Raw genomic sequence first — 26438 nt, 5'->3', positions numbered from 1 at the left:
AAGGGGGCTTGGATGAAAACCATGTTGTCGCCATCGACCGGCTGGCTAGTATGCGTCGCCATTTCCAGTCCAGTCGATCGCGATACGACGAACTGCGGAAATCGCTACGCAGAATCCTTCATCGCCGAGCTACTGGCTTTCGCAAAACCGGTAACCAATTCCGCGAACCGTTTCGATGCGGTCGGCAGACTGATCCAGCTTTTTTCGGAGCGAACGAATGTGCACGTCGATTGTGCGTTCAAGGACAATCGCATCGGTACCAAGAGCCGAATCGATCAGCTCGGAACGATCGAAGGCTCGTCCGGGTTGGCGAATCAGCGTGTCGAGTAATCGGAACTCACTGGGAGTCAGATCGAGGACCCGACCGTCAAGCAACGCGCGATGTTTGACTCGATCGATCGCGATGCCTCCGACACAAATCATGTCGTTGCCATCTCCCATCCGTTCGTTGCGACGAAGTAGAGCCTTGACCCGTTCGAGAAGCACGCGAACGCTGAACGGTTTGGTAACGTAGTCATCGGCTCCGACGGAAAAGCCAACCACCTGATCGGTTTCTTCGCCCTTGGCCGTGAGCATGATGATCGGCGTGTTCATGGTCGAAGCTTCGCTTCTTAGCTGGCGGCAAACCTGGACTCCATCCATCACCGGGATCATCACATCGAGCAACACGAGGTCCGGAGATTTGGAGCGAGCCTGATTCAAAGCATCCTGTCCGTCCATCGCACAGGTCACGCTGAAACCTTCGCTGCTGAGGTTGTACTCCAGCACACCAGCGAGTGCCCGATCGTCCTCAACCACCAAAATGTTTTTGCCTGCCATGTTCAGTTCTCTTTGTCGAATTCTGAAATTTGATCAATTTTTTCGTGATGGTGACGAACGATTTCGCCATCAATGTAGTAAATCATGTCTTCCGCAATATTCTCGGCGAGGTCCGCAATTCGCTCGACTTGGCGTGCCGCAGTGAAGCAGTGAAGCGCGGGCTCAACGATGCCAGAATCCTGCTTCATCAGGTCGCGAAGCTCAGAGATGACAGACAGGTGATACTCGTCAACCGACGCATCCAACTTGATCACGTCCTTGGCCAGTTCGATGTCCGAGTCCACGAACGAATCGAGCGACATTCTCACCATCAGGCAGGCTTTGGTGACCATTTCTGGCAAGTAATCCGGGATCGGAAAATACGGATACGCGTGAACGTCTCTGGCTCTGGAAGCAATATTGCAAGCCAAATCGGCGATGCGTTCCAGATCGGAATTGATCTTGAGCACGGTGGTCAGTCGCCTGAGATCTGCCGCGACGCACTGGTGAAGCGCGAGAATCTTGAGGCAGTCTTCCTCAATCTCGACCTCCCGTTCGTCGACCTGAAAATCGGAGGCAATGATGATATCCACCAGCTCCATTTTCTGATTGCACAGAGCGTCTTTGGCCAGATTGATCATCCGCTCGACGTCACCAAATAGTGACATCAGCTTTCTGTTAAGTTGCTCTAGTTCGCGCTGTAGGTGCTTTGACATTTATCCGTACGTTCTGTCATGGCCAGGGACATCGTCCCATTGGTTACCCAAATTTACCGCTTACGTAGTCTTCTGTTTTCTGATGCTTCGGGCGAGTGAACAGTTGTTCGGTTTCACCTTCTTCAACGATTTCGCCTTCAAAAAAGAAAGCCGTTCGGTCGCTACAGCGAGACGCCTGTTGCATGTTGTGAGTAACCATCACGATGGTGTACTGTTCCCGCAATTCATAAACCAGATCTTCAACTCTCGCCGTCGATGCCGGATCAAGAGCACTGCACGGTTCGTCCATCAGCAAAACTTCTGGGCCGGTCGCGATCGCACGAGCGATGCAAAGTCGCTGCTGCTGACCGCCGGAGAGTCCGAGTGCTGACTGGTGCAAGCGATCCTTGACTTCGTCCCAAACAGCAGCCTTTCGCAACGACCACTCGACCAACGCTGCGAGGTCCTGCTTGCCGATCTTGAAGTGCAACTTGGGACCGAAGGCCACGTTGTCGAAAATTGACTTTGGGAACGGATTCGGTTTCTGGAACACCATGCCGACGCGGCGACGAAGCGAAACGACATCGGTCTGTTTGCTCAGGACTTCCAGATCACCCATCCGAATCGAACCTTCAGCCCACGCCGAGGGGACGATATCGTTCATGCGATTGATCCATTTCAACAGCGTACTTTTGCCACAACCGCTGGGGCCGATGAACGCCGTTACCTGGCGAGCCATAATGTCGAGGTTGATGTTCTTGATCGCATGGAACTCGCCATAGTGTGCGTTGAAATCCTTCAGGCAAATTTCCGCCACTTGATCCTTGCTCGCGTTCGACGAAACCTGCCGAGTGGTGGTGCGGGCAAGCACGGGCTTGGCAGCTACTTTTTTTGTTGCGGAGACGTTTTCCATGTCGGTTTCGTCTTTCATCTGAGTCAATTCAAAAGGAGCAAATGGAGTATCAAGCAAGCTTCTTTTCGTAGCGATTACGAATCAGAATCGCGACGGAATTCATGATTAGCAGGACGACCAGCAAAACGATGATCGCAGCCGAAGACGCGTTTTCGAAACCCGCGTTTTCGTCTCCTGCCCACTGGTAAATGGTAACCGGCAAAACGGGTGTTTGGTCCATTAAAGACTGGATTCCTCGGGTGGTTCCGAGCACGCCGCCCATGACCGCCAATACCGGTGCAGCTTCTCCGATAGCACGGCTCATGGAGAGGATTGCTCCGGTCATAATTCCCGGGGTTGCCGCGGGAAGCACGGTCTTTCGGACGACTTGCCAGCGAGTGGCACCCATCCCAAAAGCGGCTTCGCGAATCGATCGAGGCACCGCCCGGATGGCTTCCTGCGACGAAATGATCACGATCGGCAGAATCACCAACGCCAGCGTCAGCGCCGCCGAAAGCAGACTCCTGCCCAGCGGCAAATGGAAATACCACGGAGATCGCTCTGTCAGCCTCGAAGCACTGCGTCCGCGAAGCGCGAAACCTTTCCGCAGTTCAGGGTCTTTCGGTGCATCGGAACGTTTGTCGACCAGCTTCAGCTCGAATTCATTGCCATCCCCATCGATGCACATTTCATTCTGAGTCAGTTTGATCGTTGTTTCTTCCCGGTCACCAGCAGGGAACTTTACGAACGTCCGGCCGAGAGTTTTGGTTTGGTAAAAGTGAATGCCACCGATCTCCCAGGGAATCGGTTTGTTGACCTGAATGCTGGGCATCAGGTTGAACAGATAGACAAACGTCGTCAGGCCAAGGATTCCGTAAACGATTGACGGCACGCCGGCGAGGTTGCTGATGTTAAGTTGAACCAGACCGTGCAGCCAGCGAAGGAACTTGTTGCGAGGCTGGAACTCCTCCAGGAAGATCGCGGTCCCGATGCCGATCGGAATTGCGACGGCAGCACACAGCAAGCAAATCAATGCAGATCCGGTCACCGCCTGGCCGATGCCGCTGCCTTCCGGGTTGTCTTCCTTGTGAACGCCAGTGAGGAACTCCCAGCTCAACCAACTGCTGCCGCTGATCAGAATCGTCGCCAGCAGCGTCACCAGGATCACGACCGCCAAGCTGGAAATCAACAAACAGGCGACAGCAAACAGGTTTGATTTCTGTTTCCGGCCAGACTCGTTCTTTGGGCTTGAATAAAAGTTCGTCGACATCAGTTATAGACCTCCCGATATCGCGCACGAACAATTTGGCCAACCAGCGTGATCCCGAACGTGATCAGGAACAGCAGCGCCGCGACGGCGTAGATCGAATAGTAGCCCGGCGTTCCAGGAACCACGGACTCACTCTTGAAAGTGTGAACAATGAAACCCGTCATGGTTTGTGAGGGCACGCGAGGATCCGCCGTAAACGTGGGCGATGATCCGGCAGCCAGGGCGACCACCATCGTTTCTCCGATCGCTCTGGCAACGGCCAATAGGAAGGCAGAAATGATCCCGGAAAGTGCAGCGGGGACGATCACCTTGAGCGTCGTTTCAAGTTTCGTGCTGCCAAGCCCATAAGCGCCTTCACGCAATGTCCGAGGCACCGCGCGAAGGGCGTCTTCGGCCAGCGACGCGACCAGCGGTATGCAGAGAATACCGACCGCGATCCCGGCAGCCGCCGCATTGAACGTTTTGAAATCGCCCAGATGAGAAAGGATATTTGGCGTGATGAATTTGACCGCGAAGAATCCCAGCACGACCGTCGGGATACCTGCAAGGATCTCCAATGTCGGTTTCAAAATCGCGCGAACGCCTTTAGGTGCGTACTCGGAAAGGTAAATCGCAGTTACCAGCCCCAGCGGAAGCGCCAAAGCCATCGCGATCACGGTGATTCGAAGCGTGCCAGAAAGCAATGGCCAAACGCCGTACTCAAACTTGCCCTGCGTTCGCCCGACGGACCAGGTAGTGCCGGTGAGGAACGTCCACAGGTCGATGTCTTCGCTGGCAAAGAAACCCATCGATTCCTTGATCAGCATGTAAATGATGCCAATCGTTGTCCCGAGCGTCACCAGCGCACAACAAGTCAACAGCGTAACCATGATGGCCTGGTTGCGATGACTGCGAGCCGATGACTTGACCGGGAAGTTAGGACGGACGTAGTCCGGCCCTCCATTTTCAGATGCCGCGGAAGAACTCATTAGGATTTTCAAGTGAGTGTTTCAGAGCAAAAAGCCATCGCCGCCAGATCGAGTCAATTTCGATCCGTTCTCAATCCGGGTTTCGGAACGAGACAAAAGCATCGATGGCTATCCTGGTTGGTTTACTTACTGGCCAGCGCGGTTTTCCGGAACGAATACGGATTCCAAAGCGCCTGAACGCTTTTCGCCTTTTTCATCGACGAAGTGAGTTCCTGTGTTGCTCGCGTCGACGTTGTCCTGGGCTGCAGCAACAACGGCTTCTGGCAGTGGAACATAACCAGCAGCTTCAACGATTTTTGGAAGATTATCAAACATGTACAAAACGTATTCTTCGACTTCCAGTTTTTCGTAGGACTTGGTGTTCACGTAGACGAACAGCGGACGGCTGAACGGAGCGTATTCTCCGGACTTGATTGTTTCAATCGATGGCGTAACAGCCTTTCCCGATTTTGGATTGACGATCGGAACCGCACGCAGACCGTTACGGTTCGCGTCGTAGTAGGAGTAACCAAAGAATCCCATCGCGTACTTCTCGCCTTTGACGCCGGTGACAAGCATCTTGTCGTCTTCGCTGTCCTGAACCTGTTCGTCAGAGCGAAGCGTCTTGCCATCTTTTTTGCCGATGACTTCCTTGAAGTAGTCAAACGTTCCTGAAGCAGAACCGGGGATGTAGAGTGAAATTTTCTCGGAAGGCCATGAAGGATCGACGTCCTTCCAGGTCTTGGCAGCAAAGTCTTCGCGGAAAATCTTCTTCAACTGATCGACAGTCAGGGACTTGATAAAGTCGTTCTTTGGATTGACCACGATCGTCAAACCATCGTAGGCGACAGGGACTTCAACGAACTTGATTCCCGCAGCGTTGACTTTTGCAAGCTCTGTGCTCTTGATCGGACGCGAAGCGCCAGAGATGTCACACTCGCCCGAGGCAAGTGCCTTGAAGCCGTTGCCGGTGCCTTCCCCGCCAACACTAATGTTGACCTTGGGGTGGACGCCATTGAACAGTTCTTTGGCTTTGTTCGAAATCGGTTGAACAGTACTCGAACCCTGAATGTTGATGTTTCCTGAGAGATTTTGAGCTTGGCCTGTCATAGGAAGCAAAGCCAAAATCAAAACTGGAATCGAGACAGATACGCTTTTCATTGCATTCCCGGATGAAAAATTGTGCAAAATGGGGCGACTCATTGGTTGGGCGTTTGACCGGTTCTGGCACTTCTGCCACCCGGTTCGCGGAGAGGGTACCTGAGTATTATTAAGGATTAGTTAAGAAACCTTAAAATTCTGAATTTGGGGCCTTGGGAGTAAATATCGCCCGTTAGTTGCCATTTTCTACCTTTGATCGTCAAGGTTTTTCCGTTCCTTTCAACCTGCGTCAGAATCAAAGCTCTTTGTCGGAGCATGTACAAATGGTTGGCAAATCTTGACGCTGATCGGGTAACTTTTTAGGTGGTGTTTGTTCGCTAATCGTCCGAATTCTCTCGCAAAGTTTCCATGATTGATACGTTGAACCAAACTCGGTGTCTCCGGGTTGCTTTCTGTTTTTCCGGATTTTCAAGCCGGTTGCTGGTGTTGCTTACGAGCCTGTTGCTGATGTTGATTCCGGCGACGGCATTTGCAGGCGGCGGGCCAGAGAACGTATTGGTTGTCGTCAACGACGAATCTGATTCGTCGAGATTGATCGCGAACCACTACATCTCGCTGCGCGGAATTCCTGATCGCAACGTTGTCTATTTGAAAGACATCCCTTTCAAGGAAGCGACCACTTTCGCGATCTTCGAATCCAAAATTTTGCGACCGGTGCTCCGTGCGATCGAAGACCGAAAGCTGGTCGGCAGCATTGACTACATCGTCTACTCAGCTGACTTTCCAACGACGATTCGAATTCCAGAGTTGCTGGATGTGTTCATCGCGAGAGCAAAAGTTCGTGGGCAGAAAGTGCAGAAGAAACTTTACAACCCTCAGGCTTCGATTTCTTCGCTGACCTACCTCGCCGGTCAATGTCTTCACAACAAAGCAGACGTGCTCGACCTTCGGGTGAATCAGTACTATCGCATTCCTACGGCGTTGATGCTCAAGGGGCCATTTATCGGAACGGCGCAGAAGGAGTTCGAACGCGCGGTGGCGGCATTCGCAAAAGAGCCGTCGGACCCGTTGTTCGAGTCTGCAATCACTTCGCTTTCCGCGATGGCGAAAAACAACCCGGGCCAAACAGCAGTACTGTATTGGTTGTCCAAGTTTGCGGCAAAACAGGGCGATGAAACCGCAGCGACGCGTTGGATGACACGAGCCATTGCGATGGGCTGGAGCAATCAAACGGGTACGCTCGCGGATCCGGATTTTTCGCAAGTCAACGACACGGTCTTTCGCGGGATCGTGAATCGCATGACCAATGACGGGCGTACTGAAATTGCGTCCCGCGGCTTTCGTCAGCTTTATCAATGGGCTCCCAACGGAATGCTCAATCAAACGGCAGGGCAGGGCGAGCGATATTTTCTTTCGACAGTCCTTGCGGTGACTCGCAACGACGGCAATTCAGAAGCAGAAGCCGTCCGACAGATACAACGTTCGGTCGCAGCCGATTTTACGAATCCGAAGGGCACGTTTTTTTTCGCCAGCACGAAGGATGTTCGTACTCGAACCAGAAAAGCCAAATTCCAACAGGCGATCAATGAGCTGCAGGCAATGGGGCATCAAGCTGAAATTATCAAGACAAAGATGCCCAAGAACCGGCCTTCGGTTCTCGGTTTTACGGCGGGAACTCCCAGCTTCGACTGGAGCGAGTGCGGCAGCAGTATCGTGCCAGGCGCCATTTGCGAGAACCTGACCAGCTTCGGTGGCCGGCTTGGAAACGTTGGCAATCAAACAGCATTGAACGAGTTTTTGCGATACGGAGCCGCCGGTTCAAGCGGGACGGTTACCGAGCCGTATACGATTACGCAAAAGTTTCCCAGTCCGATGATTCACGTTCATTACGCACGCGGATGTTCTCTCGCAGAAGCTTTCTATCAGTCACTCTACGGTCCGTTTCAAACGTTGATTGTTGGCGATGCACTTTGCCAACCGTTTGCGAAGCCGCCCGTAGTTGAAGTCGATGGCATCGCGCCGATGGAAACCATATCTCATGTGAAACGCTTGAGCTTCAACAAAGAGAACTCGCCAGTTCGGGTTGCCGGAATGGAGCTCTATATCGACGGCAGACTGCGGAAACGGGATCCGTCGCTCAAGCCGCTGGAGTTTGACACGCGTCCGTTGACTGACGGCTATCACGAAATTCGTATCGTCTTCGTGGCGGCCAATCAGATCCAAACGAACAGCCGTTCGATTATTCCAATCATTGTCAACAACAACGATCAGAGCTGCACGCTGACGACTGGGCGACCTGCCTGCGGCGTTGACGATTCGATCACGTTGACATTTGCGGCAACCGGTGCGACCAGCATTCGAATTTGTCAGCATGAAAAAGTGATTGCGACCGTGGAGAACTCGGGAGGAGTCGTCGATATCGAGGCCAAAGAACTTGGGCGTGGTCCAACCACGTTACGAGCCATTGCAACGATCAATGGCAAGGAGGTCTCCAGCAAGCCTCTGCACATCAAGGTCAATGGCCCGCTTCTGGAAACTCGTCCAAGGACTTCGAAAAAACGGGCCAAGAAGCAACCAAGTGCCTAAATCTTACCTTTTCTGAAGATCGCGAAAGCCTCGACGTCATTCGCAATGGAAAGCTGTTTCTACTCGTCGGCGTTTAGACGGCTCAACATTTTCCGGGACGCGGAACGATAGAGGAACAGTCCTTTCGAGTCGAGAGCCTGCTGTAGGATGTTCGCAGCCTGTTCAGCCTGACCGTTTTCAACCAGCCAGTTCGCAAGGAAATATGAAACTTCCGGAGTGGCCTGACGGGAAACGGCGACTCGTTGCATCAGCTGTTGCGATTTTTCTTTCTCGCCATTCTTGAGATAAATGTATGCCAGCGAGGCGAGTGCCAGTGTGTTGCCGGACATCCGGCTGGCGACGCGCTGTGAGATTTGCATCGCCTGTTTTTGCAGTTCCGGATCGTCGCTTTCGATCAGGCACAACGCCAGAATGTTGGCACTGCTGGGATCGTTGGGCGTCAATTGGCTCAGCTTTCGAAAATGCTCGGCAGCAAGTTCATATGACAGTCCGGCGAACGCGATGCGCCCCTTCATGTCCAGGGACTGCTGGGTTTCTTCTCCGTTGAGATCTTCAAACTTTTTCAACGACATCAATGCGTTCGGAAAATCTTCGCCGGCCATGTGCATCTGAGCCGCCATCATGTGAGCGGTGGCGTCAGAAGGATGTTGTTGAATCGTGTTGAGCAAAAGCTCTTTCGCGGCCTCATCCTTGCCGGAGTTCTTTGTCCAGTCGACCAGCGTCAACTCAGGTAGTCGCTTGCTCTCAGTTGCGGTCGCGTACTGTTTAAGAAACTGCAACGCCTGATCGTTTTGCCCGGCCCGAAATGCGAGTTCGGCTTTGCTGCGAAGGTAGAACGGCAGATTGGGAGCAACGTTTTGCAACTGAGCCAACATCTCCTGGGCTTTCTCATCCTGCTTGCGTCGCAGATGAATGCTGGTCGCAATTTCGAAGTACTGTTTCAAAAAGTGACTTTTGCGCTCTGGTGACAAGTTGCCTGTTTCGATCAGCCGCGCCGTCTTGTCGGCATGCAGCGATGCATCGGTAAGCCGACCCGCGTTGATCGCGATCTGTGCAAAACTGAGGTACACGCCGGGGTAATCGGCATGCTTGATTGCACCGCTTTCGAGAAGAACCATGCCTGATTTGTTGTCTCCGACGGCGAACGTCAATCCGGCCATCACAACTTCAGCCGGCGGAAGATTCGCATCTTCGGTTGCCATTTTTTCAAGCGCGTCCATCGCGTCCCGTGCCTGCCCTTTGGCGAACGATTCGATGACGGCAGCGAAATTTTTCTGTCGCGGCGAACCGGGTTCGATTCCTCCGGGGATCAAAACAGCAATCGCTTTTTCGATGTTCTCCAGCGCTCGTTGAGCACGCGCGCTCTGGTCGACCGAATTCTCGAAACGATTGGCTTGCGCCGGTTCCTGAGTAGCCTGATCACCGATCTGGCCCCAGGAAATTCCACTTGAGACAGCGGCGACGAACAGGATGACAGTGACTTGAAGCAGTTTCATGGCGTGCTTTATTGGGCTTGGGCGGGACAGTTCAATCCGTCCATGCGTTTCATGATTTCGACGGTGGCTTTGGATTTGTTCAGAACGTACAGATGCAGTCCCTCAATACCGCCCGACTTGAGTGCTTCGATTTGCGCAACCGCCTGGTCGATGCCGACCTGGAACTGGTCGTCAGTGTTGCCAAGTGCGTCAACGAAATCCTTCGGCAGTTTCGCACCACATAGAGAAGAGATTCGCTGAATCTGACCCAGATCGGTAACGGGTAGCAAGCCTGGCACGACAGGAACGTTGATTCCACGCGAACTACATTCGTCACGGAAACGGAAGAAGTCGTCGTTGCAGTAGAACAGCTGAGTGATGATCGCATCAGCGCCCGCATCGACTTTCCGCTTCAGGTTGTCCAGGTCCGTTTCCATGTTCGGTGCTTCACGGTGTTTTTCCGGATACCCGGCGACGAAAACACCAAAGTCATTGAACTCGCTATGTAGCAGTTCGACCAGTTCGTTGGCGTATCGATAGCCGCCATCGGTTTGCTCGAACTCGTTGCTTCCTTCCGGCGGATCGCCACGAAGTGCCACGATATGATCGACGCCACGTGCTTTGGCAGTCGCCAAGTATTCACGAAGTTGGTCCGCGGTACTGCCAACGAGCGTCAGGTGCGAGGCGACTGGAATGTCGAATCGTTCTTTGACGTTGCAGATAATGTCAAGCGTTTTGGTTTGCGTTGATCCACCGGCGCCGTAGGTGCACGTGATGAAATCAGGTTGATACTCCATCAGTGTTTCGACGTGCCGATACAGGTTTGCTTCGCCCTTTTCCGTTTTGGGAGGAAAGAGTTCGAAGGACAGAGTCAGTTTGTCAGATTGATATAGGGTGCTGGGGATCATCAGTTTCTAAAGCGTTCCGTAAGGATCATGGAGGGCTCAATCTTCGCACAGGGGAAAGAAAGTTCAAGTGTTTCCCTCGTGTTGAGCCTCCCAAGCTGTCGTTTCATGCGACAGGCCGTTCACAGTGGTTAAAAACGCTGCTCGTACCACCTGAAGGGCTGGATCGAATTGGCTCTTTATCAATTGGTCAGAGGTTTGGACCTCAAAACGGAATTGGATCCGTTGACCAGGAAGGATCTCTTTCGCTCTGCGTCATGTTGAATACGTCATGAAGAAGTTGAACATCGCAAGGGCGCTGTGTGATGTTTCGTCGACCAAACATTCGCTTTTGCGTTTTCGCTACGACGTCCGCAGGAAGAACTCCGTACTGTTTCAGGTGTTGGGCGCAGTTTACGAAGCTAGGCACATTGTGTGGCGTCAAACCGTAAACGGAGCTGCCGACGCCGATCACCTTGCCAGTGTAGATGCTGGCGTTGATCGCGGTTCGGCAGTAGTCGCCCATCACACAGCCAACGAACTGCATGCCCGTTGAAACCTTGCGATCACCGTAGACCATGTTGACGGTGCCGTAAGTGTTTTTCAAATCGCTGTTGCAGGTTCCAGCGCCCAGATTGATCCAGCTGCCGATGTAGCTGTGCCCAAGAAATCCAAAATGTTGTTTGTTTGACCACGGCTCCATTTGCAAGCCTTCGGCTTCGCCACCGATTTTGCAGTTGTTTGCAATCGCAACGGAATCCTTGATCGAGCTGTGTTCGCTGATCTTTCCGTTGGCGCCAACGTAGACCGGTCCGCGGAAGAAGCAAAACGGTCCGATTCGAATGTTGCTTTCAAAAACAACCGGTCCGTCGCTGGTGTCAAATACTGAGTCTGGTGGAACGTCCGTTTTTTGTTCCGAGTTGGCGACGAAGACATCCGGGCGAACTTCAACGTAGTCCCCGTTTTTGATCCGATGTTCAACTGCATCGCGACATCCATTCATGTGAAAGCCGATGACGTCGTGCGGATAGTTCAGCACCTCGAGCGCAACGTCCGCGTTTACGACCGGATAGGCATTGTCTTTAGCCAACTGTTCCAGCTCGGAAACGCGATCTGTCTCAACAGCGACATTTAACGAGCCAGCGACTCTGCCAGGCACCAGCGCCGCGGCCAGTGCCCAGCCACTGCGGACCAGAATGATTTGCTCGGAAGCCGCCTTGTAATTGTCGGCCACGAATGCCTTTAGTTGCTTTGAGTTTGCAACCGTTGGTGCAAGCCTTGCATTGACGACCAGCACTGGTTGGTTGGAGGGTTGCGGCTTGGACGCAAACTCTGGCCAGTCGTTTAGCTGCAACGTCTGCAAGTGCGGTCGCACGACGGACTGGATGCTTGAAGCCATCGGTTCGATCCAGTCGACCAGCCGAAAGCTGGCGCAGCGGATCGCCCACGCAGGACGGGTCAGCGAGATGGGCGCGAGTTGCCTTGCGGCTGAGTCTTCGAAAAGAATGATGTTCATGGTGGTCTCCGTCGGATGAGAATCCATCCCATGCCCCACGGTGTCAGAACTCTACAAAAAAAGCCGACACAAACTGCGCCGGCCAATCCCATCTTTGTATCTTGCGCGGAGTTTACTTCACGTTCGTTGCTGTTTCCGCAATGCGTGGCCCCATTCCGTTGATCACCATGTTGGTCAGATCGATGTCACGGTGAAATACAACCGTACGATTCACTGCCTTGATGACTTCCGGACGTTTGTCAGGATCAACCGATCCACCGTCGAATCGGACGACCATCGAGATTCCGTGCTTGGCGGCAAGGTCCCCGACAACCTGTTGCATTTTCATGTACGTGTTGTAGTAGATGCCAGCTTCCTGGTTGAGCAAGTCAGCTTCTGCCTGGCGTGCCCGTGTGCGAAGAGAAGCCTGCTTTTGCTCGACTGCGGCTTCCATTTTGTTTCGATCTGGCGAACCAGCTTCGTACTGGCTGATCTGCATGGCTTCAGCCTTGATGGCTTCCTGCTCTTGCTGAATTTGAGCTTTCAGATCTTCAGCGTCCTGTTTGATTTTCTTCATCTCGGAATCAAAACTCTGATTCACTTTAAAGACTTTGGCAACATCCAGCACAGCGACGATTCCACCGTCTTGTGCGACAGCGGCTGATGCGAATGAGCTAACGGCAAGCACTGCCAACGCGATAGATGAAATGAGCGATTTCACTTGTCTTACTCCCTGACTGGATGATCTTGAATCGTGGCCAAACATTCCATGTTCAGCGTGGTTTTGGTCTGGATCGTGACAACGCATGGAGTGTGCCAACTTCATGGGCGTTGTCCGAAAACTTACGCCGTCTCGGGTTTTACCGAATGCAAATTCGAAGGCTTGCGAACAGGCAAGATTCCGAACTGCTGAACCACGCAAATTTTGCAACGGGTTTGTAAAGTTTACTTGCGACTACTGCAATGCAGATTGGATTGCTATCGAAGAGAGTGCTATCAGAATCGTTGCGGCGGGGCCGGACCGTACGTCAAATCGCACGCGTCAGCTGACGATGCAACAATTCAGCTATTTGGCTTTCATCGCCGACGCCGTCATCGCACACGGTCGGAACGGAGTCAGATTCGCGACGTCGTCAGGCGTGAACCGACAGTCAAAGATTGCCGACGCCACCAGAACATGCTGACAGCCCGCGGTTAGCAGTTGCTGAGCATCCGCCTGCTCACGGACGCCGCCGCCAGAAATAAGCTTCGCTTCCGGGAAACGTTCGTGGACTTCGCGAATCACGCTCTCTGTTGAAACGCCATCGAAAGTCCCAACAGACTCCAGATCCAGCAAAATTATGTCTCTCACACCCGCCTGCCAGGCTTTTGCAACCAGATCCAGGGGCTGCACCGACGAAAGCTGGTCGGACTTGGAGATCACTTTGCCTTTCCGCATGTCGAGGCTGAAGATCGGTTCAACGCCGCTTTGGGCCAAGCCGGAAATGATGGAAAACTCATCCAGCGAAGACATCGTTTCGCTGGAAAAGATCAGCCGCACGTTGGGCTGTTGGGCCAGAGTCAAAATCTGGTCCGTGCGCTTGTCGCAATGCAGCGAACCCATCCAATCCGCGTCGATCCACAACGAGAAACCTGCCTCGACAAGTTCCTGATAAACCGAAGAGATCGGCGTCGCTCCGGCAAAGCTGTCGATATTGGCCAGGTACAGGCAGTCGCAACCGGTCTGATTGAAAATCGCTTTGGCAACATCTACCGGACGGGCACTGTGTGTCAGCGGACTGTGCACAGGAGCATAACAGCCGCGATGCCCTCCTTTTGCCCAAACTACCTGTCCAATCATCAGGTCCAGGACGGGAATCACGGGGCTGACATAACGTCTCATGGGTTCCTCTAATAGATTGATGTGCGACATAGTCATAGGTAGGAATTGTCTGTCGCGGGTGTCGTGATGAAACGCCACAGCAAGCACCGCCGGAGAATCGTGGCGGAAGAAATGCTATCGATCTTGGTGGGGGAGTCTCGGTGGGAAAATACGCAGGAGGGTCGACCAACCTGTAGCGGCTCAATTGGCTTTTTTTGCCTGAACCTCGATGCCGCGATCCGTCTGATAAAGCGGCATGAAGCGATAGTAGACTTCGAGTGTCATTACGGCCATAGCCGTGGTGTAGAGTCGCCCACCAACGTTGCCATGAAGGTCCGGAAAAAACCAGCTTCCGGCTTCGTGTCCGTGTTTCCGCTGAGTCTTTTCCAGGTGGTCCCGGACAGTTTGGTTCCACCGTTTCCACTGCGGCGCTCGGGCCTGATGTAGTACTAAAGTGGCATAATAGTTGTAGTAAATATCCGTGTCAGAACTGCCAGCATCCGCCAACAGCTGGCAGGCACCTCTGAGATGCGGATGCTCAAGCTCTCTGCCAAAGTACATCTGCATCAAATTTCCGATCGCCGTGCAGGATGGCTTGCGTTTCGGGTTGGAAGGTTCCAGATCCCCGTCGCCAATCATCCGATAGCCGTACTGTACGCCGTCGGCAAAAGCCAGCGAGTCCACAAATTCTTTGGCCTTGAGCATCGTCTCTTTGTCCGCTTTGACGCCAGCACTCTGACAGGCCTTGATGGCCATCACTTGCCAGCCCGTGACCGACATGTCGCCAGGCGATTGCGGGGTGTATCGCCAGCCTCCGCGGCGATGCTGCGAGACGACGGTGTAACGGTACGCTTCGGTGACCGCTTTGCGATATTCGACGTCGCCGGTCATCGCCCAAGCCTCGGCCAACGCGATCGTGGCAATCGCGTGAGCGTACATGGGCTGAGGGCCGCTTCCGCCGAGCGAACCGCCGTAGGGCAGATAGCGAATTTCGCGGTTCAAGTAATCCAGCCCCATTTTGACCTGACTCTGGTACGGACCAGCCTGGTGCGTGTAGCCAGCACCCAAAAGCGACATCAAAGCCAGTCCAGTGGCGGCCGTGGGTGAATCGATGGAACCTTCATTGCCGCATCGCCCATCGCACTCGGATCGATGGTGCCGAAAACGCCAGCTTCCGTCGGTTAGCTGATGGTTGACGATCCATTTGAGCCCCAGTTCAACCGCGGCTTCGCTGCCTGCGCTGCCACCGTTTTGGGCGGCGAGTTTGGCTCGCGATTCTGCGTCACGCCCCTGCAGGCCTCCTCCAGTCGGCAATGTTTTCAACGGCGCAACCTGAGCCGGATCGATCGCGTCGGCAACCGTTTCAACTTTGGGGATCGAATCAACGATCGTCGGCACTTCGCTGGACGCCATCTCTTCGATATTGGTGCTGGTGTCTTCCGCGGCATCCTCGATCGGTGATTCGGCGACATCGGGCATGTCAAACTTGATCGGCGACGGCTCAACCGATTCTTCGACTTCGCTCATGTCGAGGATGGCGTTAAGCCCAATTTCTGGCGCCTCGTGTTCGCGAGGCAAACCCCACAACGCCAGCACCAAAAATACAACGGTGTGCAGGATCGTGCTGGTGACGACGGAGGAAAGCTGTGATCGGTTTTGATGTAATTTCTCACCGACGGTTCGAGAAATCTCCCGGTCGGTATCAATTGGACCGATTGCAAGCGTAGCGGATTTGCGAGCCTCTTGGGCAGCGTCTGTCGCAGCGCGAGCTGGAGTTCTGGCAGGCCGTTTTTTCGGTTGAGGAGCAGCCTGTTTTGGCGAAACCGTGCCGAGCGTTGGTTTGGGCGTCGGCAAGCCGGACTTTGCGGTCGGTTGTGGCTTCTTTCCAGACGGTGGAGCGACGAAGTCGAATCCCGGATCCGAATCCGCGCCCGGAGAGCTGGAGTCAGATGGAGGATTCATGAGATTTCCTGGAGTAACCTGGTCCCGCAACGATGCCTGAGATGTCTACGTTTCCTTGAGCATGGATTCGCGATAGCCGCTGCAGCATCACCCTCATTGTAGTTCGGCTGATTCAGCGCCGACGCTAAACCGGACGCCAAATTTCATCAGGATTGAAGCCGCCATACCGGTAGATTCCGCAGAGTTTGTGATCGGCTGGCTAACGGAACATCAAAAGGGAGCCGTTGGGACGTTGATCGGGGCCCCAAATGCTTGCGACGCTTGCGTTCGCGTCCCGGTGAGCACGCTGGACATCGAAGCGCCAGATTTCGCCCGCTTCAATGCTTTCCGTGAGGTCTTCGATCCGAATTGCACATTCGATCGACCAAACGCGTTCGTCCTGATGGTTGGCCACAAACATTTTTGGGTTCCAGGAATTCGCGCCGCTGCAGGATTCGTGAACTCGGCCACGCCAGTCAATTTTGAGCAAACACGAGCTTGCAAGATCCCGGTCGACGTCCAGGCTGATTTCGATTCGATCCTGATTCGTCAGGTCCGCGTCGCGCTGCCGCATATCGCCAGTGCTTGAGGTGTAAGTGCACTGGTCTGCTTTGTAACACCTTGCGTACAGGTAAACGTACTCGGCGTCACGCGCCAGCATGACGATGTCGTTCATCAAAGCTCCTTCGGGTTTCTCCAGCTTGATCGTTTGATTTGCTTTCATGACTTCCTGCCAAACCGGATCGTCGGGAAGCCCGTCGAGATGCGGTCGCTCGGCCGTCGCGATCACTGCTGTTGAAAGCGATTCGTTGTCCGAACGCAGTTCATCGCTGGCCGCAGGCGAAAACTTCGGGTGCGGTTTGGCTTTGAGCACGTTGCGATAGTACGGATTCGCGTCTTCGATTCCGGAAAGCTGTTTGACGATGTGCGCCTGCAAATATTGAAGATCAGCTCGCTTCACCAGGCCGCGGTCACGAGCTCCAAGCCGCGAAAACTGACTGGCTGCGAGACGATTTCGCTCTTTGAGAAAAGCATCGATTTCGGCGCGGTTCATCGGAGCCAGATTCTGCTGTTGGGTCGTCGGATCAACTTCCGGTTCGGCAACATCGAGCGAAAGGTCAACGGTCGCGGGGTCGAAGTCTTTGAGCTCGTCCTCCACGTCGATATCCAACGGCATCGCAGCCGCCTCTTCGAGTGCCGACGCGAGGTCAACTTTGTCCCAACGATACTCCGTGCGGTTTACGCCCAGCCGTTTCTGTTGGATCGCAACGCCTTGCGGCATGGTCTTTGTTCCCGCAGGAAGCCGGTTAGCCTGGCCGATGTTCTGACGGAGCCGTTGCCAATCGGAAATTGCCAAACGATTCAATTCGCTACTTGAGTAGTACTTCGCCAACGTCGAGTGAGCCAGCGGCGCCATGCAATGATTCGGATAGTTTCTTGTCAGATTTTCGAGCGTCCACGCGGCCAGCTGAGGTCGACCGGCGGCAAAGTACTGATCGGCAAGTTGTACCAGCCAGATGCCTGCGAGGTGTTGACCGTTGGGGTCGGCGTTGAGTGGAAACGTCAGATTTGAGATGGCTTTCTTGCAGGATTCCACATCCAGAACCGAGTCGATGCGTCGCTGTAGAAGTGCCGTCATCTGTCCCCGCTTGCCGCTGATTTTGCCAACCGAAGCCAAGCTGCCCAGCGGCGTCGCGTTCTGCTTTCGTTTGGCGACACTGGTTTGTGAAAACGGGCTGGAATCCAGCTGCACTCGCCGCGCGTCGGCTCCGTGGCCAACGAATTTCCAGGCGAAAAATGCCGTCCTGTTTTTCGCACTGATCGGCAAGCGGCAGATCATGCGGCTGGGCAAAACGAAGTCTTCCAGCAGCGAGCCAACACGCGTCAAAAACACACTGTTCTCATACTCCAGCGGCCCGTTTGGATCGGCAACCATCAGGAACCGGGTTTGCCACGGGTTGAGCCCGGTCGCCAATTGTTCGGGGAACGCCTGGTCGTCCGCGGCGAGCCGAACGGCTCTCTCGAGAAACTGACTTGAGTGCCCGGCAATCACCGTAGGACGCCAAATTCGAATGGTTCGCACAAGTTTGCGAATCAGGTCTGATTCCGAATCGATGCTCAACGGCGAAACGACGGCAGCTCCAAGACGTTCTGCAGCCATGCGAATCGTGTCAAAGTTCTCGCTGCGAGGCATTGCGACTCCAACCAGTTTTCCGTCTTCGCCCGCCTGCTTTGCCAAAAACTCCAGCGGCAATTCGTCAACGCTGTTGCAAAACGCCAACACGCCAACCGAAGACTTGCCTCGTTGCGAACCACTTCGTTGCAGCGTCCAGTTATTTCCGCCGTCCTGCGTGGCCCAGATTTTTCCCAGATCGCCAACCGCCCAACCAAACGTTTCGTCAAGGAAGTAGATCGAATTGACTGCTGTTCCGCCAGGCAATCTGTGAGCATCCCATTCACCTGTCTGTTGGTCGATCGAAAAGATCGTGTTGCCAGGATTGCCGGCAAACCAAATACGTGTCTTTTGAGTCGCGACGCAGCGAAAATCAAAGCCCTGGAGCGGGTCCAGATCCTGTGAAGGCTTGGACCAGCTCAACCCGCCGTTTTTGGTTTGAAGAACGGCTCCGTTGTGGCCCACGGCCCAGCCAGTTTTTGCGTCCACCATCGCGACGTCGTCAAGGACGAAGTTTCCGTCTTCGGTGATCACGGAATGTTCCAGCTTTGCCGTGTCGAAGCTCACCGGTTGGCCATCGCTGTCGAGGCCCACGAACTGGTTGCCCGTCGTTTCGGCGTCGATCAGATCTGGCATTCGTTTTGACTTTTGGCTGTTCCACAGGTTGCCAGCGTCCGCGGTGAACGACAGCGAGGAATCGGTTCCAGGATCGTTGGCTCCGACCGCCCAGCCCGAAAGTCGTTGCATACCACGGAACTCGATTTTCTGGATTCGCCCCAGCATCAAATGCGGCAGGCTTTGCCAGGATTTGCCTCCATCGTTGGTTCGTGCGATCACGGCACGGGAATGATCCATGTAGGGCAGGTCGTAGCCGCCAGCGGCCCACCCATTTTTTGCGTCAGTGAAACAGACGGTTTCAAAGCGGCATGAAAAGGGCGAAGAAGTCGAAGTGTCCGCTGCGCCGTGCTGTTGATTGGCTCGGATTCGCTGGAACTTTTCGGTCAGCGGAATTTCGGCAGTCTTGCGAGTCCTGGAAGTCAAACTGCCTTCGCCCCAAGTCTTGCCACCGTCTTCTGTGCGAAGTAGCACACCTTGGGATCCGACGGCCCAGCCGTGTTGGCGATCAACAAAAATGACATCGGTGAGAGACGCGTCAGCTTTCCAGCTTTCGGGTCGCGGTTCCTGCGCAAGGCCGTCTTGAGCGGCAATCGCGGCAATCGCGGTGGTTTTGGTCAGCGCCAGAACCGCAAGGGCGAAAAAAAGTGCGCAGCTGACAGAATCCGTTCTTGGCATGACATCCTCGATTTTGGGGCAGCGGAGTCTAGCAATCCGAATCCGCCGCGCCCAAGCGTGTTTTCCAGGTATGTTTTCGCTAGCCCGCGCAATCTAAGTAGTTCAAGGCGTATCCGAGCCGATACTGCACGTGGCGGATCCCTCCGAGGCGAGTCCGACTGCGTCACACGGTCGCATTCCTCAAAGAAAGCGACTTGGCGGCCGATCGGACAGTAGGGTACAATTGGAAGCTTCGAGAACCAAACCGAGATAGCGAACCAATCCATGAATGTCGTCCAACAGTACATTCAGCTACGTGAACTGCAATCAGGCCAGATCGCGAAGGTCATGTCCATTTCTGGCGACCCGCGTGAGATTGCCCGTGTCGCGGCACTTGGATTGCGAACTGGCGAAGTCATTTCGGTGACTCGTGGTGGCATTACCTGCATCGTTCAGTTCTGCAACGGAAATCGATTCTGTTTGCGTATGTCGGACAGTCTCGAAATTCTAGTAAAAACTATCTGAGCCTGTTCAAATGGCCAATCCCGTCAAAGCCGCTCCCGGCTGCACGGTTGTCGTCCTTGGGAATCCCAACGCAGGAAAGTCGACGCTGTTCAACGGGCTCACCGGCGTCCGCCAGCATGTTGGCAACTATCCCGGCGTCACCGTTGAAAAACGCAGCGGTCTGATCTCGATCGACGACGAAGACTTCGAACTTGTCGATCTTCCCGGCACCTACAGCCTGGCTCCGACTTCGCCAGAGGAAATGCTGGCCGTCAAAATTCTGCTTGGAAAGCCTCCGGCGGCCGGAAAGCCCGATGTGATCCTGTGCGTGATCGACGCCAGCAACATGCAGCGGAATCTGTTTCTTGTCAGCCAGGTGTTGGAGCTGAATCAGCCGACCGTTGTGGCGGTCAACATGGTCGATGTCGCCAAACGCAACGGCGTGGAGATCGATTGCGAGAAACTTCAGCAACTCCTGGGCGTGCCCGTGGTTCCCGTACAAGCCAAACGGAGGGAGGGCTTCGACGCGCTGAAACGGGCGATTGCAGATTCGCGGAACAAGAATCCTGACTTCCCGCACGATCCGTTCGAAGCCAGCTTGAAGGATCGCATCGAGCAACTGGAATCGACCTGCCCGGACGATTGTGCACTAAAACGCTTTGCTGTCACGCGAATGCTGTTCGACACCGATGGTTTTATGGCGGACCAGCTCAAATCCGAAGTCGGCCCGACGACGCTCGAAAGCGTAGAGTCCGAAAAACAGAAAATGGAATCCGGTAAAGAACCGGTTTTCGAAAGTGAATCCAGCGCCCGTTACTCCTGGATCACCCGACACAGCGACGAATTCATCAAGCAAACCGGTCCGGTTCGCGCGTCGAGCATCACCGACCGGCTCGATGCCTGGTTGACGCATCCGATCTGGGGATTGGGCGTGGCTCTGCTCGTTTCGGTCATGCTGTTTCAGCTGGTGTTCTGGATCGCCGATCCGGCTTCGGACATGATCGACTGGTTCAACGGAACGCTGGCTTCGATCGTCAACGGAGTTGTGCCCGCAGGCACGCTTAACAGTTTGCTTGTCGATGGGCTGATCAATGGCGTCGGCAGCGTGCTGATCTTTCTGCCGCAGATTCTGCTGTTGTTTTTGATTTTGGCGCTGCTGGAAGATTCGGGTTATCTCGCGCGAGCCGCGTTCCTGATGGACCGCTACCTGTCAAAGATCGGACTGAGCGGAGTGACGCTGTTTCCGCTGTTGTCTTCGTTCGCCTGCGCGATTCCTGGAATCATGGCGACTCGTGTGATCAAAAACGATCGCGAGCGACTGGTCACGATTCTGATCGCGCCGTTGATGAGCTGCAGTGCGCGGCTGCCGGTTTACGTGCTGTTGATCGCCACGTTTGTGCCCGCCCAAAGTTACCTCGGTGGCTTGCTGGGATTGCGAGGCCTGACGATGTTCGCGATGTACATGGTCGGGATCGTGGTGGCCGTGATCGTTGCCTGGATTCTTCGACGGACGTTCGTCAAATCGCCGCCGACGTCTTTCGTGCTGGAGATGCCGTCCTACAAAGTTCCCAGCCTTCGCAACGTTGGACAGAGGATGTTCGATGGAGGATGGTCGTTTATTCGCGACGCGGGGACAATCATCGTCGCGGTCACGATTCTGGTTTGGGCCGCTGCGTATTTTCCGCGTCTCAATGAGAGCAATCCGCCGGCTGAGCTGACGAACGATTTCGCCGTCGTGCAGCGACTGGAACCGCAGCTGGAAACGTTGGCCGATGATGCTGCCGAACGCCCGTCCATCGAAAGCGAACTGGCTGTTGCCCAGAACAATATTTCGGCTTTCCATTTGCGTCAGAGTTATCTGGGCCGCAGCGGAAAGCTGATCGAACCAGTCGTTAAGCCGCTGGGTTGGGATTGGCGAATCGGCAGCGCCGCGATCGCCTCCTTCCCGGCTCGCGAGGTCGTCGTGTCCACGATGGGAGTCATCTTCGGGCTCGGCTCGGAAGTCGACGAAGAATCGGACTCGCTGCGAGAACAACTGGCAGCTGCTAAATGGGAAGGCTCCGACCGACCGCTGTTTACGCTGCCGGTGGCGCTTTCGTTGATGGTATTTTTCGCGTTGTGCGCCCAGTGCGTGTCGACGCTTGCGGTCATCAAGCGGGAAACCAACTCGTGGTTCTGGCCAACTTTTTCATTCGTCTACATGACGGTGCTGGCGTATATTGGAGCCTTCGCGGTTTACCAGATTTTCAGCCGAATGATTTCCTGATCGAAAGGAGAGAAGAATGGACTGGCAAACGATCGTCGCCCTGATCGCCGTCGCGGGAGCATTGATGTTCGTGCTGAGCCGGCTCTATCGGATCACGACGCGACCCGACAGTGGCTGCGGCGGCAGTACATGCTCTTCCTGCCCGGCCAGCCATCCGGAGTACAGCGTAAAGCAGGTTCCCCTGGTGCAGATCGGCGACGAGTAACCGCCGCGCCACGAACTACTTCATCCGCTCTTCAAGCAGCTCTTCAACTTTCATCGTTCGCGGAAATCCGATCACCATTAGCAGCACGCCGAACACCGCCACGAACAGCGTAATCAAGCTGTGTTCGACAAGCGTCACCATCAAATTCAGAAAGCACGCGCCTTCGATGATCGCAAACCGGACGATCCACGCGGTCTGCAGCACTTTGAAATTCGACATCAAGTCGTCGCTCTTCGAATCGGTCTGCGATGAGAGCATTTTGAATGCACCGAAGGCGATCGAGTACATCACCGCGCCGGTCATCGCAGCCATCGCAACGAGCATGCTCAATTCAGTATCGAGTTTTGCGAAACCCGCCACCGCGCTGAGCATCACACCCGCGACGCTGACGCCCATAATCATCGCACCGCCAATGATCTGCAGCGTCTGAGTGGGCTTGGCGACTTGTTCAAGTTCTGATTTCGATAGCGGCATCTTGATACTTTTCGGAAGGGGTTTGCGTTTACAATAGTGTAGACCTTTGCAACAAAAGGTGGCATAGGCTTCCAGCCTGTGATCGCGCAGTCAACCGTTCTACAGGTGGCATGGGCTTCCAGCCTGTGAACGCGTTGCAGTTGTCCACTTCAATAGCCGTAATTCGGTTGAGCAGTCGCCGCCTCGGCAATCCGACAGTTGCACGATTAAATTCGCTTGATAAAAGAAGCCACTCCAGTTTCATCCTCCTACTACGCCAACATCATGTGCGGACGATTCACACTTCAAACACCTGCCCACCAACTGGCGACGCTTTTCGATAGCCTTGCCGCGTCCGACATCCCGCCACAAGAACCGAGACACAACATTTGTCCGACTCAAAACGTGCTGGCCGTTCGGCAACCCGATGGCCGGCAGGAAGCCGTGATGCTGCGTTGGGGTTTGGTGCCGTTTTGGGCCAAAGAGCTGAAGATTGGCAACCGCATGATCAACGCCCGCAGCGAAACGGTTTTTGAAAAGCCCGCGTTTCGAAATGCCGCAAAATCAAAACGCTGCGCAATCGTCTGCGACGGATTCTACGAGTGGAAACCGGTCAAAGGCCAAAAGAAAAAGCAGCCGTACCTGATTGCCCGCGAAGATCGCGAGCCCTGGCTGGTGGCGGGTTGTGGGAAAGTTGGCGCGATCCGGAAGGGCCAAAAGACGGGCCTCGTGTCGAAACCTGCACCATCATCACAACGGCAGCCAACGACTTCATGGCTGACTTGCATGATCGCATGCCGGTGAAGCTGGAATCGGATCAGCTTCCGTACTGGTTGGACTGCGAATTCGCCGACAAAGAAAAACTGAAGTCGTTCCTGGCCCCACGCGACTGGGAAGATTTCGAGATTTCAGAGGCTACGCTTTAATGCCGCTTCTCGCGTGATTCTTTTTGCAAAAACCTGGCCGCTGCTGAACGTTGCGGTGACAGATCCGCCTTTTATACGCCGGCGATAGCGACGTTTACGAAACGCAGTCGCCTGTGGCTTGCCGTTAAACGATTCGATTCTGACCTGAAACCTGCGAAACGCAGTCGCCTGCGGCTTGCCGTTAAACGATTTGATCGCACCTCAAAAGCAATTTTTCTCTTGCCCCGAAGCTTCGTTGTCGATACTATGTATTGCATAGCGTGGTTCGCATAGTTTAACGCCGGGTAGAAAACCATGAAGCTGGAACGGGAAATGATGCGTGGGGCAGGGCCGACTGCGGTGATGCAGTTGCTTTCTTCCGGCGAGATGTACGGCTATGAAATCGTTGAATCGCTCGCGAAACGTTCCAAAGGCGTCTTTGAGCTGGGGCAGTCGACGCTCTATCCGATGCTCTACAACCTCGAATCGAAAGGGTTGGTGACGTCGCGTGAAAAGAAAGCCGATAACGGCCGAAAACGTCGCTACTACCGTTTGACGGTCAAAGGAAAGAAGAAGCTGGAGACGGATCGCGAGCAGTGGAAAGCGATCACGCAGGGAATGCGAGCTCTCGGTTTGACCCGTGGCGATGGAGGTTCTGCTTTGCCTGCCGGAGCGACCCCATGAGCGAAGCCCACTCGCCAACGAATCTGTTTCGAGACCGGTTTTTGGATCGGCTGTGTTTGCAGTTTCTTTCTGCCGGTGACTGGAAATCTGCGATTGCGGATTCCGGTTTGCCTGAGCAAGTACAAACGCGGATTAGCGATGTTGTGGAGCAAACCGGGTTGCTTCGTTTCGAGAAATCGGAGATCGCGACCGAGCTAATTCATCACTTCCAGGACGGTCACGAGCGTGGCCAAACTTTTGACGAACTTGTTCGCGATTTCGGCACGACCGAGGTCGCGGTTTCTCTTTTTCGCAGCAGTAAATTACGGAGTCGTCCGATGTCAGTTAAAGCTTTTCGCGGTTCGGTTATTGTTTTCGGTGGTTCGTTCTTGAGCTATTTGTTGTTGCAGCTGTTCTTTCATTCGGCCAAACCAAATCCCACGGTGGATTACAGCGCGAAATTGAATGAGGCGGTCACTTCCAGTCCAGCGGACCAACAGGCGTGGCCGATCTATCGCGATCTGTGGATCAAGTACGGTTTGTCAGAAGGCGGAGGCGAGAATTTCAAGGAACTGTATGTCGATTTGGAGAACAGCAACGTAAGGCTGATCAAGCCATCGGACAAGAATTGGCCCGAAGCAGTCGCAAAGCTGGAGTCGATGAAGGAGCTACTCGATACATGGCGATCGGCATCAAAGCTGCCTCATCTTGGCACGCCATTGCACTCCGATTTAACGAAGTATTCGGATGATGACCTCCAGGCACTCTACCCCAATCTGGACCGAGAGAATCTCCGGGAACAAGGAATGGACTGGGAAGAATCATTGGCGGTGGGTCCGATCAGCGACGAAGCCAATCGTTTGATGAATCAATCCGTGATCAACATTTTGCTGCCACACGTTCAGCAGTTTCGTGAAGCAGCCCGCGTCCTGCAAGTTGATACGCGGCTTGCCATTGAGCAGGGTGATCGCAGTCGCGCATTGGAAAACATCAAAGCGATCCATGGGCTTGCCCGGCAATCAGCCGACGCTCCGATAGCGGTTTGCTCGTTCGTTGGATTCGCCGTGCACGCAATGGGTTTTGCTGTCGTTGAGGAAGTCTTGATAGAGCATCCAGATTTCTTTTCCGACGAACAGCTTCACGAATTGAAAAAGTCTGTCGCGGAAGTTGATCTCACTGCAACCGCGAAATACGAATTCGAGGAGGACATGGCCATGGACATGATTCAGCGAATTTATTCGGACGATGGCAATGGAGACGGACGGCTGACAGCAGTCGGCGCTGAGATCCAATACATGTGTTCGAAAATGACCGGCTTGTACCCTGCCGAAGAAGAACCGTGGCACGAAAATTCCTATGTGCGATCCATGACTGCACCAGTTAATTTGTTTTCCGCTCCGACGCGAATGGAAACAGTTACGTTGGTCGAAGAATCATTTGATGAACTTGAGCAACGCGTTCATCGACCAATGTGGGAGGATCGCGATTTTACACTGGAGGAAAGGCTGGAAGAGAAAGATGGCTCGGGTATGCTTTCGGGGCTGATTGGTCAGTTGGGGCGACTGAAGGATGCTCGTGAGATCAAAATCGCCTACCAGGATGCCGTGCTATTGGCAATTGCTTGCCATCAATATCGACGCGCCGAAGGCGAGTGGCCTGACAAACTGGAGCAGTTGAAAGGGAAATGGCTTGAGCAGACGCCGATCGATCGGCTCAATGGAAAACCATTGAACTTCGTCATCAAAGACGACGCTCCGGTTGTCTATTCTCTGGGTCACGATGGCGATGATGATGGTGGCGTCGATACCGATTCAAACACTCCCTGGCTCGATCAGAACGGAGACGGCGATTGGGTTGTTTGGCCTCAGGCTGACTATTGATGCTTTCGAGAATCTGTCTTTGATCCCTCGTTTAACGGCAAGCCGCAGGCGACTGCGTTTGCATGATTGATCTATAGACGCAGTCGCCTACGGCTTGCCGTTAAACGATTTCTTTTGCTTGGCTACGATGGCGATGGGATGTCGCGCGATGCATGTGGACTTCTGACTACAA

At 54.2% G+C, this 26438-nt stretch carries 20 protein-coding genes and 1 pseudogene; 7 read left to right on the top strand and 14 right to left on the bottom strand.

The features are described 5' to 3' along the window. Nucleotides 1–129 precede the first annotated feature (129 nt). The 6 genes from MFFC18_RS23920 to MFFC18_RS23895 form a co-directional block, all read right to left on the bottom strand. On the bottom strand, nucleotides 130–819 hold the full coding sequence (locus tag MFFC18_RS23920; protein ID WP_075084219.1) for a response regulator: 690 nt from the start codon (nucleotides 817–819) through the stop codon (nucleotides 130–132). A gap of 2 nt (nucleotides 820–821) precedes the next feature. Continuing rightward, nucleotides 822–1514, bottom strand: a complete 693-nt coding sequence (gene phoU, locus MFFC18_RS23915; RefSeq protein ID WP_075084218.1) for a phosphate signaling complex protein PhoU — start codon at nucleotides 1512–1514, stop codon at nucleotides 822–824. Between the two features lie 43 nt (nucleotides 1515–1557). Beyond that, nucleotides 1558–2406 carry a phosphate ABC transporter ATP-binding protein PstB gene (gene pstB, locus MFFC18_RS23910; RefSeq protein WP_075084251.1) on the bottom strand — a complete coding sequence of 283 codons (849 nt, stop codon included), beginning with the start codon at nucleotides 2404–2406 and terminating at the stop codon, nucleotides 1558–1560. Between the two features lie 49 nt (nucleotides 2407–2455). Continuing rightward, on the bottom strand, nucleotides 2456–3655 hold the full coding sequence (locus MFFC18_RS23905; protein ID WP_075084217.1) for a PstA family ABC transporter permease: 1200 nt from the start codon (nucleotides 3653–3655) through the stop codon (nucleotides 2456–2458). Then, complete coding sequence (gene pstC / locus MFFC18_RS23900) at nucleotides 3655–4623, bottom strand: phosphate ABC transporter permease subunit PstC (RefSeq protein WP_084417070.1); 969 nt, start codon at nucleotides 4621–4623, stop codon at nucleotides 3655–3657. The genes MFFC18_RS23905 and pstC overlap by 1 nt, the downstream gene beginning before the upstream one ends. Before the next feature lie 126 nt (nucleotides 4624–4749). Next, the gene (locus MFFC18_RS23895; RefSeq protein ID WP_084417069.1) at nucleotides 4750–5763 is read right to left on the bottom strand and encodes a PstS family phosphate ABC transporter substrate-binding protein; all 1014 of its coding nucleotides are present in this window, start codon (nucleotides 5761–5763) and stop codon (nucleotides 4750–4752) included. Nucleotides 5764–6186: 423 nt separating this feature from the next. On the opposite strand from MFFC18_RS23895, the gene MFFC18_RS23890 reads away from it, so the two are divergent. Beyond that, nucleotides 6187–8289, top strand: a complete 2103-nt coding sequence (locus tag MFFC18_RS23890) for a hypothetical protein (protein ID WP_148619097.1) — start codon at nucleotides 6187–6189, stop codon at nucleotides 8287–8289. Nucleotides 8290–8348: 59 nt separating this feature from the next. Here MFFC18_RS23890 and MFFC18_RS23885 read toward each other — a convergent pair whose 3' ends face one another. The 7 genes from MFFC18_RS23885 to MFFC18_RS23855 form a co-directional block, all read right to left on the bottom strand. Then, complete coding sequence (locus MFFC18_RS23885) at nucleotides 8349–9785, bottom strand: tetratricopeptide repeat protein (RefSeq protein ID WP_075084215.1); 1437 nt, start codon at nucleotides 9783–9785, stop codon at nucleotides 8349–8351. Between the two features lie 8 nt (nucleotides 9786–9793). Then, nucleotides 9794–10672, bottom strand: a complete 879-nt coding sequence (gene metF, locus MFFC18_RS23880; protein WP_075084214.1) for a methylenetetrahydrofolate reductase [NAD(P)H] — start codon at nucleotides 10670–10672, stop codon at nucleotides 9794–9796. 202 nt (nucleotides 10673–10874) lie between these two features. Beyond that, the gene (locus MFFC18_RS23875) at nucleotides 10875–12164 is read right to left on the bottom strand and encodes a putative sugar nucleotidyl transferase (RefSeq protein WP_075084248.1); all 1290 of its coding nucleotides are present in this window, start codon (nucleotides 12162–12164) and stop codon (nucleotides 10875–10877) included. Nucleotides 12165–12276: 112 nt separating this feature from the next. Then, complete coding sequence (locus MFFC18_RS23870) at nucleotides 12277–12864, bottom strand: OmpH family outer membrane protein (RefSeq protein WP_075084213.1); 588 nt, start codon at nucleotides 12862–12864, stop codon at nucleotides 12277–12279. Nucleotides 12865–13209: 345 nt separating this feature from the next. Beyond that, on the bottom strand, nucleotides 13210–14025 hold the full coding sequence (locus tag MFFC18_RS23865; RefSeq protein ID WP_157665116.1) for a HisA/HisF-related TIM barrel protein: 816 nt from the start codon (nucleotides 14023–14025) through the stop codon (nucleotides 13210–13212). Nucleotides 14026–14205: 180 nt separating this feature from the next. Next, the gene (locus tag MFFC18_RS23860; RefSeq protein ID WP_075084210.1) at nucleotides 14206–15966 is read right to left on the bottom strand and encodes a prenyltransferase/squalene oxidase repeat-containing protein; all 1761 of its coding nucleotides are present in this window, start codon (nucleotides 15964–15966) and stop codon (nucleotides 14206–14208) included. A gap of 199 nt (nucleotides 15967–16165) precedes the next feature. Further along, nucleotides 16166–19411: a YCF48-related protein gene (locus tag MFFC18_RS23855; protein WP_075084209.1), complete on the bottom strand. Its 3246-nt coding sequence runs from the start codon at nucleotides 19409–19411 to the stop codon at nucleotides 16166–16168. A gap of 264 nt (nucleotides 19412–19675) precedes the next feature. On the opposite strand from MFFC18_RS23855, the gene MFFC18_RS23850 reads away from it, so the two are divergent. The 3 genes from MFFC18_RS23850 to MFFC18_RS23840 are packed head-to-tail and all read left to right on the top strand — an operon-like array spanning nucleotide 19676 to nucleotide 22365. Continuing rightward, entirely contained in the window at nucleotides 19676–19915 is a 240-nt protein-coding gene (locus tag MFFC18_RS23850; protein ID WP_075084208.1) for a FeoA family protein, read from the top strand. A gap of 10 nt (nucleotides 19916–19925) precedes the next feature. Further along, on the top strand, nucleotides 19926–22160 hold the full coding sequence (feoB, locus tag MFFC18_RS23845; RefSeq protein WP_075084207.1) for a ferrous iron transport protein B: 2235 nt from the start codon (nucleotides 19926–19928) through the stop codon (nucleotides 22158–22160). A 16-nt stretch (nucleotides 22161–22176) separates the two neighbouring features. Further along, complete coding sequence (locus MFFC18_RS23840) at nucleotides 22177–22365, top strand: hypothetical protein (RefSeq protein WP_075084206.1); 189 nt, start codon at nucleotides 22177–22179, stop codon at nucleotides 22363–22365. 15 nt (nucleotides 22366–22380) lie between these two features. On the opposite strand, the gene MFFC18_RS23835 is transcribed toward MFFC18_RS23840, so the two are convergent. Continuing rightward, the gene (locus MFFC18_RS23835) at nucleotides 22381–22839 is read right to left on the bottom strand and encodes a hypothetical protein (RefSeq protein WP_075084205.1); all 459 of its coding nucleotides are present in this window, start codon (nucleotides 22837–22839) and stop codon (nucleotides 22381–22383) included. Between the two features lie 264 nt (nucleotides 22840–23103). Between MFFC18_RS23835 and MFFC18_RS25865 the strand changes: the two are divergent. From MFFC18_RS25865 to MFFC18_RS23815, 3 genes and pseudogenes are all read left to right on the top strand, one after another. Further along, nucleotides 23104–23744, top strand: a pseudogene (locus tag MFFC18_RS25865) (SOS response-associated peptidase). Between the two features lie 294 nt (nucleotides 23745–24038). Beyond that, nucleotides 24039–24407, top strand: a complete 369-nt coding sequence (locus MFFC18_RS23820) for a PadR family transcriptional regulator (RefSeq protein ID WP_075084204.1) — start codon at nucleotides 24039–24041, stop codon at nucleotides 24405–24407. Next, nucleotides 24404–26266, top strand: a complete 1863-nt coding sequence (locus tag MFFC18_RS23815; RefSeq protein WP_075084203.1) for a hypothetical protein — start codon at nucleotides 24404–24406, stop codon at nucleotides 26264–26266. The genes MFFC18_RS23820 and MFFC18_RS23815 overlap by 4 nt, the downstream gene beginning before the upstream one ends. Nucleotides 26267–26438 lie beyond the last annotated feature (172 nt).

The sequence above is a fragment of the Mariniblastus fucicola genome (genome assembly GCF_008087665.1).
Classification (GTDB): domain Bacteria; phylum Planctomycetota; class Planctomycetia; order Pirellulales; family Pirellulaceae; genus Mariniblastus; species Mariniblastus fucicola.
The sequence above is the reverse complement of the archived record's forward strand: the minus strand, read 5'-3'. Positions and strand labels throughout refer to the sequence as shown.

What these genes read in the sequence shown, in the direction of transcription:
- MFFC18_RS23895 (WP_084417069.1), bottom strand. Translation starts at nt 5,763, where the DNA reads ATGAAAAGCGTATCTGTCTCGATTCCAGTTTTGATTTTGGCTTTGCTT.
- feoB (WP_075084207.1), top strand. Translation starts at nt 19,926, where the DNA reads ATGGCCAATCCCGTCAAAGCCGCTCCCGGCTGCACGGTTGTCGTCCTT.
- pstB (WP_075084251.1), bottom strand. Translation starts at nt 2,406, where the DNA reads ATGGAAAACGTCTCCGCAACAAAAAAAGTAGCTGCCAAGCCCGTGCTT.
- MFFC18_RS23820 (WP_075084204.1), top strand. Translation starts at nt 24,039, where the DNA reads ATGAAGCTGGAACGGGAAATGATGCGTGGGGCAGGGCCGACTGCGGTG.
- MFFC18_RS23835 (WP_075084205.1), bottom strand. Translation starts at nt 22,839, where the DNA reads ATGCCGCTATCGAAATCAGAACTTGAACAAGTCGCCAAGCCCACTCAG.
- metF (WP_075084214.1), bottom strand. Translation starts at nt 10,672, where the DNA reads ATGATCCCCAGCACCCTATATCAATCTGACAAACTGACTCTGTCCTTC.
- phoU (WP_075084218.1), bottom strand. Translation starts at nt 1,514, where the DNA reads ATGTCAAAGCACCTACAGCGCGAACTAGAGCAACTTAACAGAAAGCTG.
- MFFC18_RS23865 (WP_157665116.1), bottom strand. Translation starts at nt 14,025, where the DNA reads ATGAGACGTTATGTCAGCCCCGTGATTCCCGTCCTGGACCTGATGATT.
- MFFC18_RS23860 (WP_075084210.1), bottom strand. Translation starts at nt 15,966, where the DNA reads ATGAATCCTCCATCTGACTCCAGCTCTCCGGGCGCGGATTCGGATCCG.
- MFFC18_RS23920 (WP_075084219.1), bottom strand. Translation starts at nt 819, where the DNA reads ATGGCAGGCAAAAACATTTTGGTGGTTGAGGACGATCGGGCACTCGCT.
- MFFC18_RS23905 (WP_075084217.1), bottom strand. Translation starts at nt 3,655, where the DNA reads ATGTCGACGAACTTTTATTCAAGCCCAAAGAACGAGTCTGGCCGGAAA.
- MFFC18_RS23855 (WP_075084209.1), bottom strand. Translation starts at nt 19,411, where the DNA reads ATGCCAAGAACGGATTCTGTCAGCTGCGCACTTTTTTTCGCCCTTGCG.
- MFFC18_RS23875 (WP_075084248.1), bottom strand. Translation starts at nt 12,164, where the DNA reads ATGAACATCATTCTTTTCGAAGACTCAGCCGCAAGGCAACTCGCGCCC.
- MFFC18_RS23850 (WP_075084208.1), top strand. Translation starts at nt 19,676, where the DNA reads ATGAATGTCGTCCAACAGTACATTCAGCTACGTGAACTGCAATCAGGC.
- MFFC18_RS23815 (WP_075084203.1), top strand. Translation starts at nt 24,404, where the DNA reads ATGAGCGAAGCCCACTCGCCAACGAATCTGTTTCGAGACCGGTTTTTG.
- pstC (WP_084417070.1), bottom strand. Translation starts at nt 4,623, where the DNA reads ATGAGTTCTTCCGCGGCATCTGAAAATGGAGGGCCGGACTACGTCCGT.
- MFFC18_RS23840 (WP_075084206.1), top strand. Translation starts at nt 22,177, where the DNA reads ATGGACTGGCAAACGATCGTCGCCCTGATCGCCGTCGCGGGAGCATTG.
- MFFC18_RS23885 (WP_075084215.1), bottom strand. Translation starts at nt 9,785, where the DNA reads ATGAAACTGCTTCAAGTCACTGTCATCCTGTTCGTCGCCGCTGTCTCA.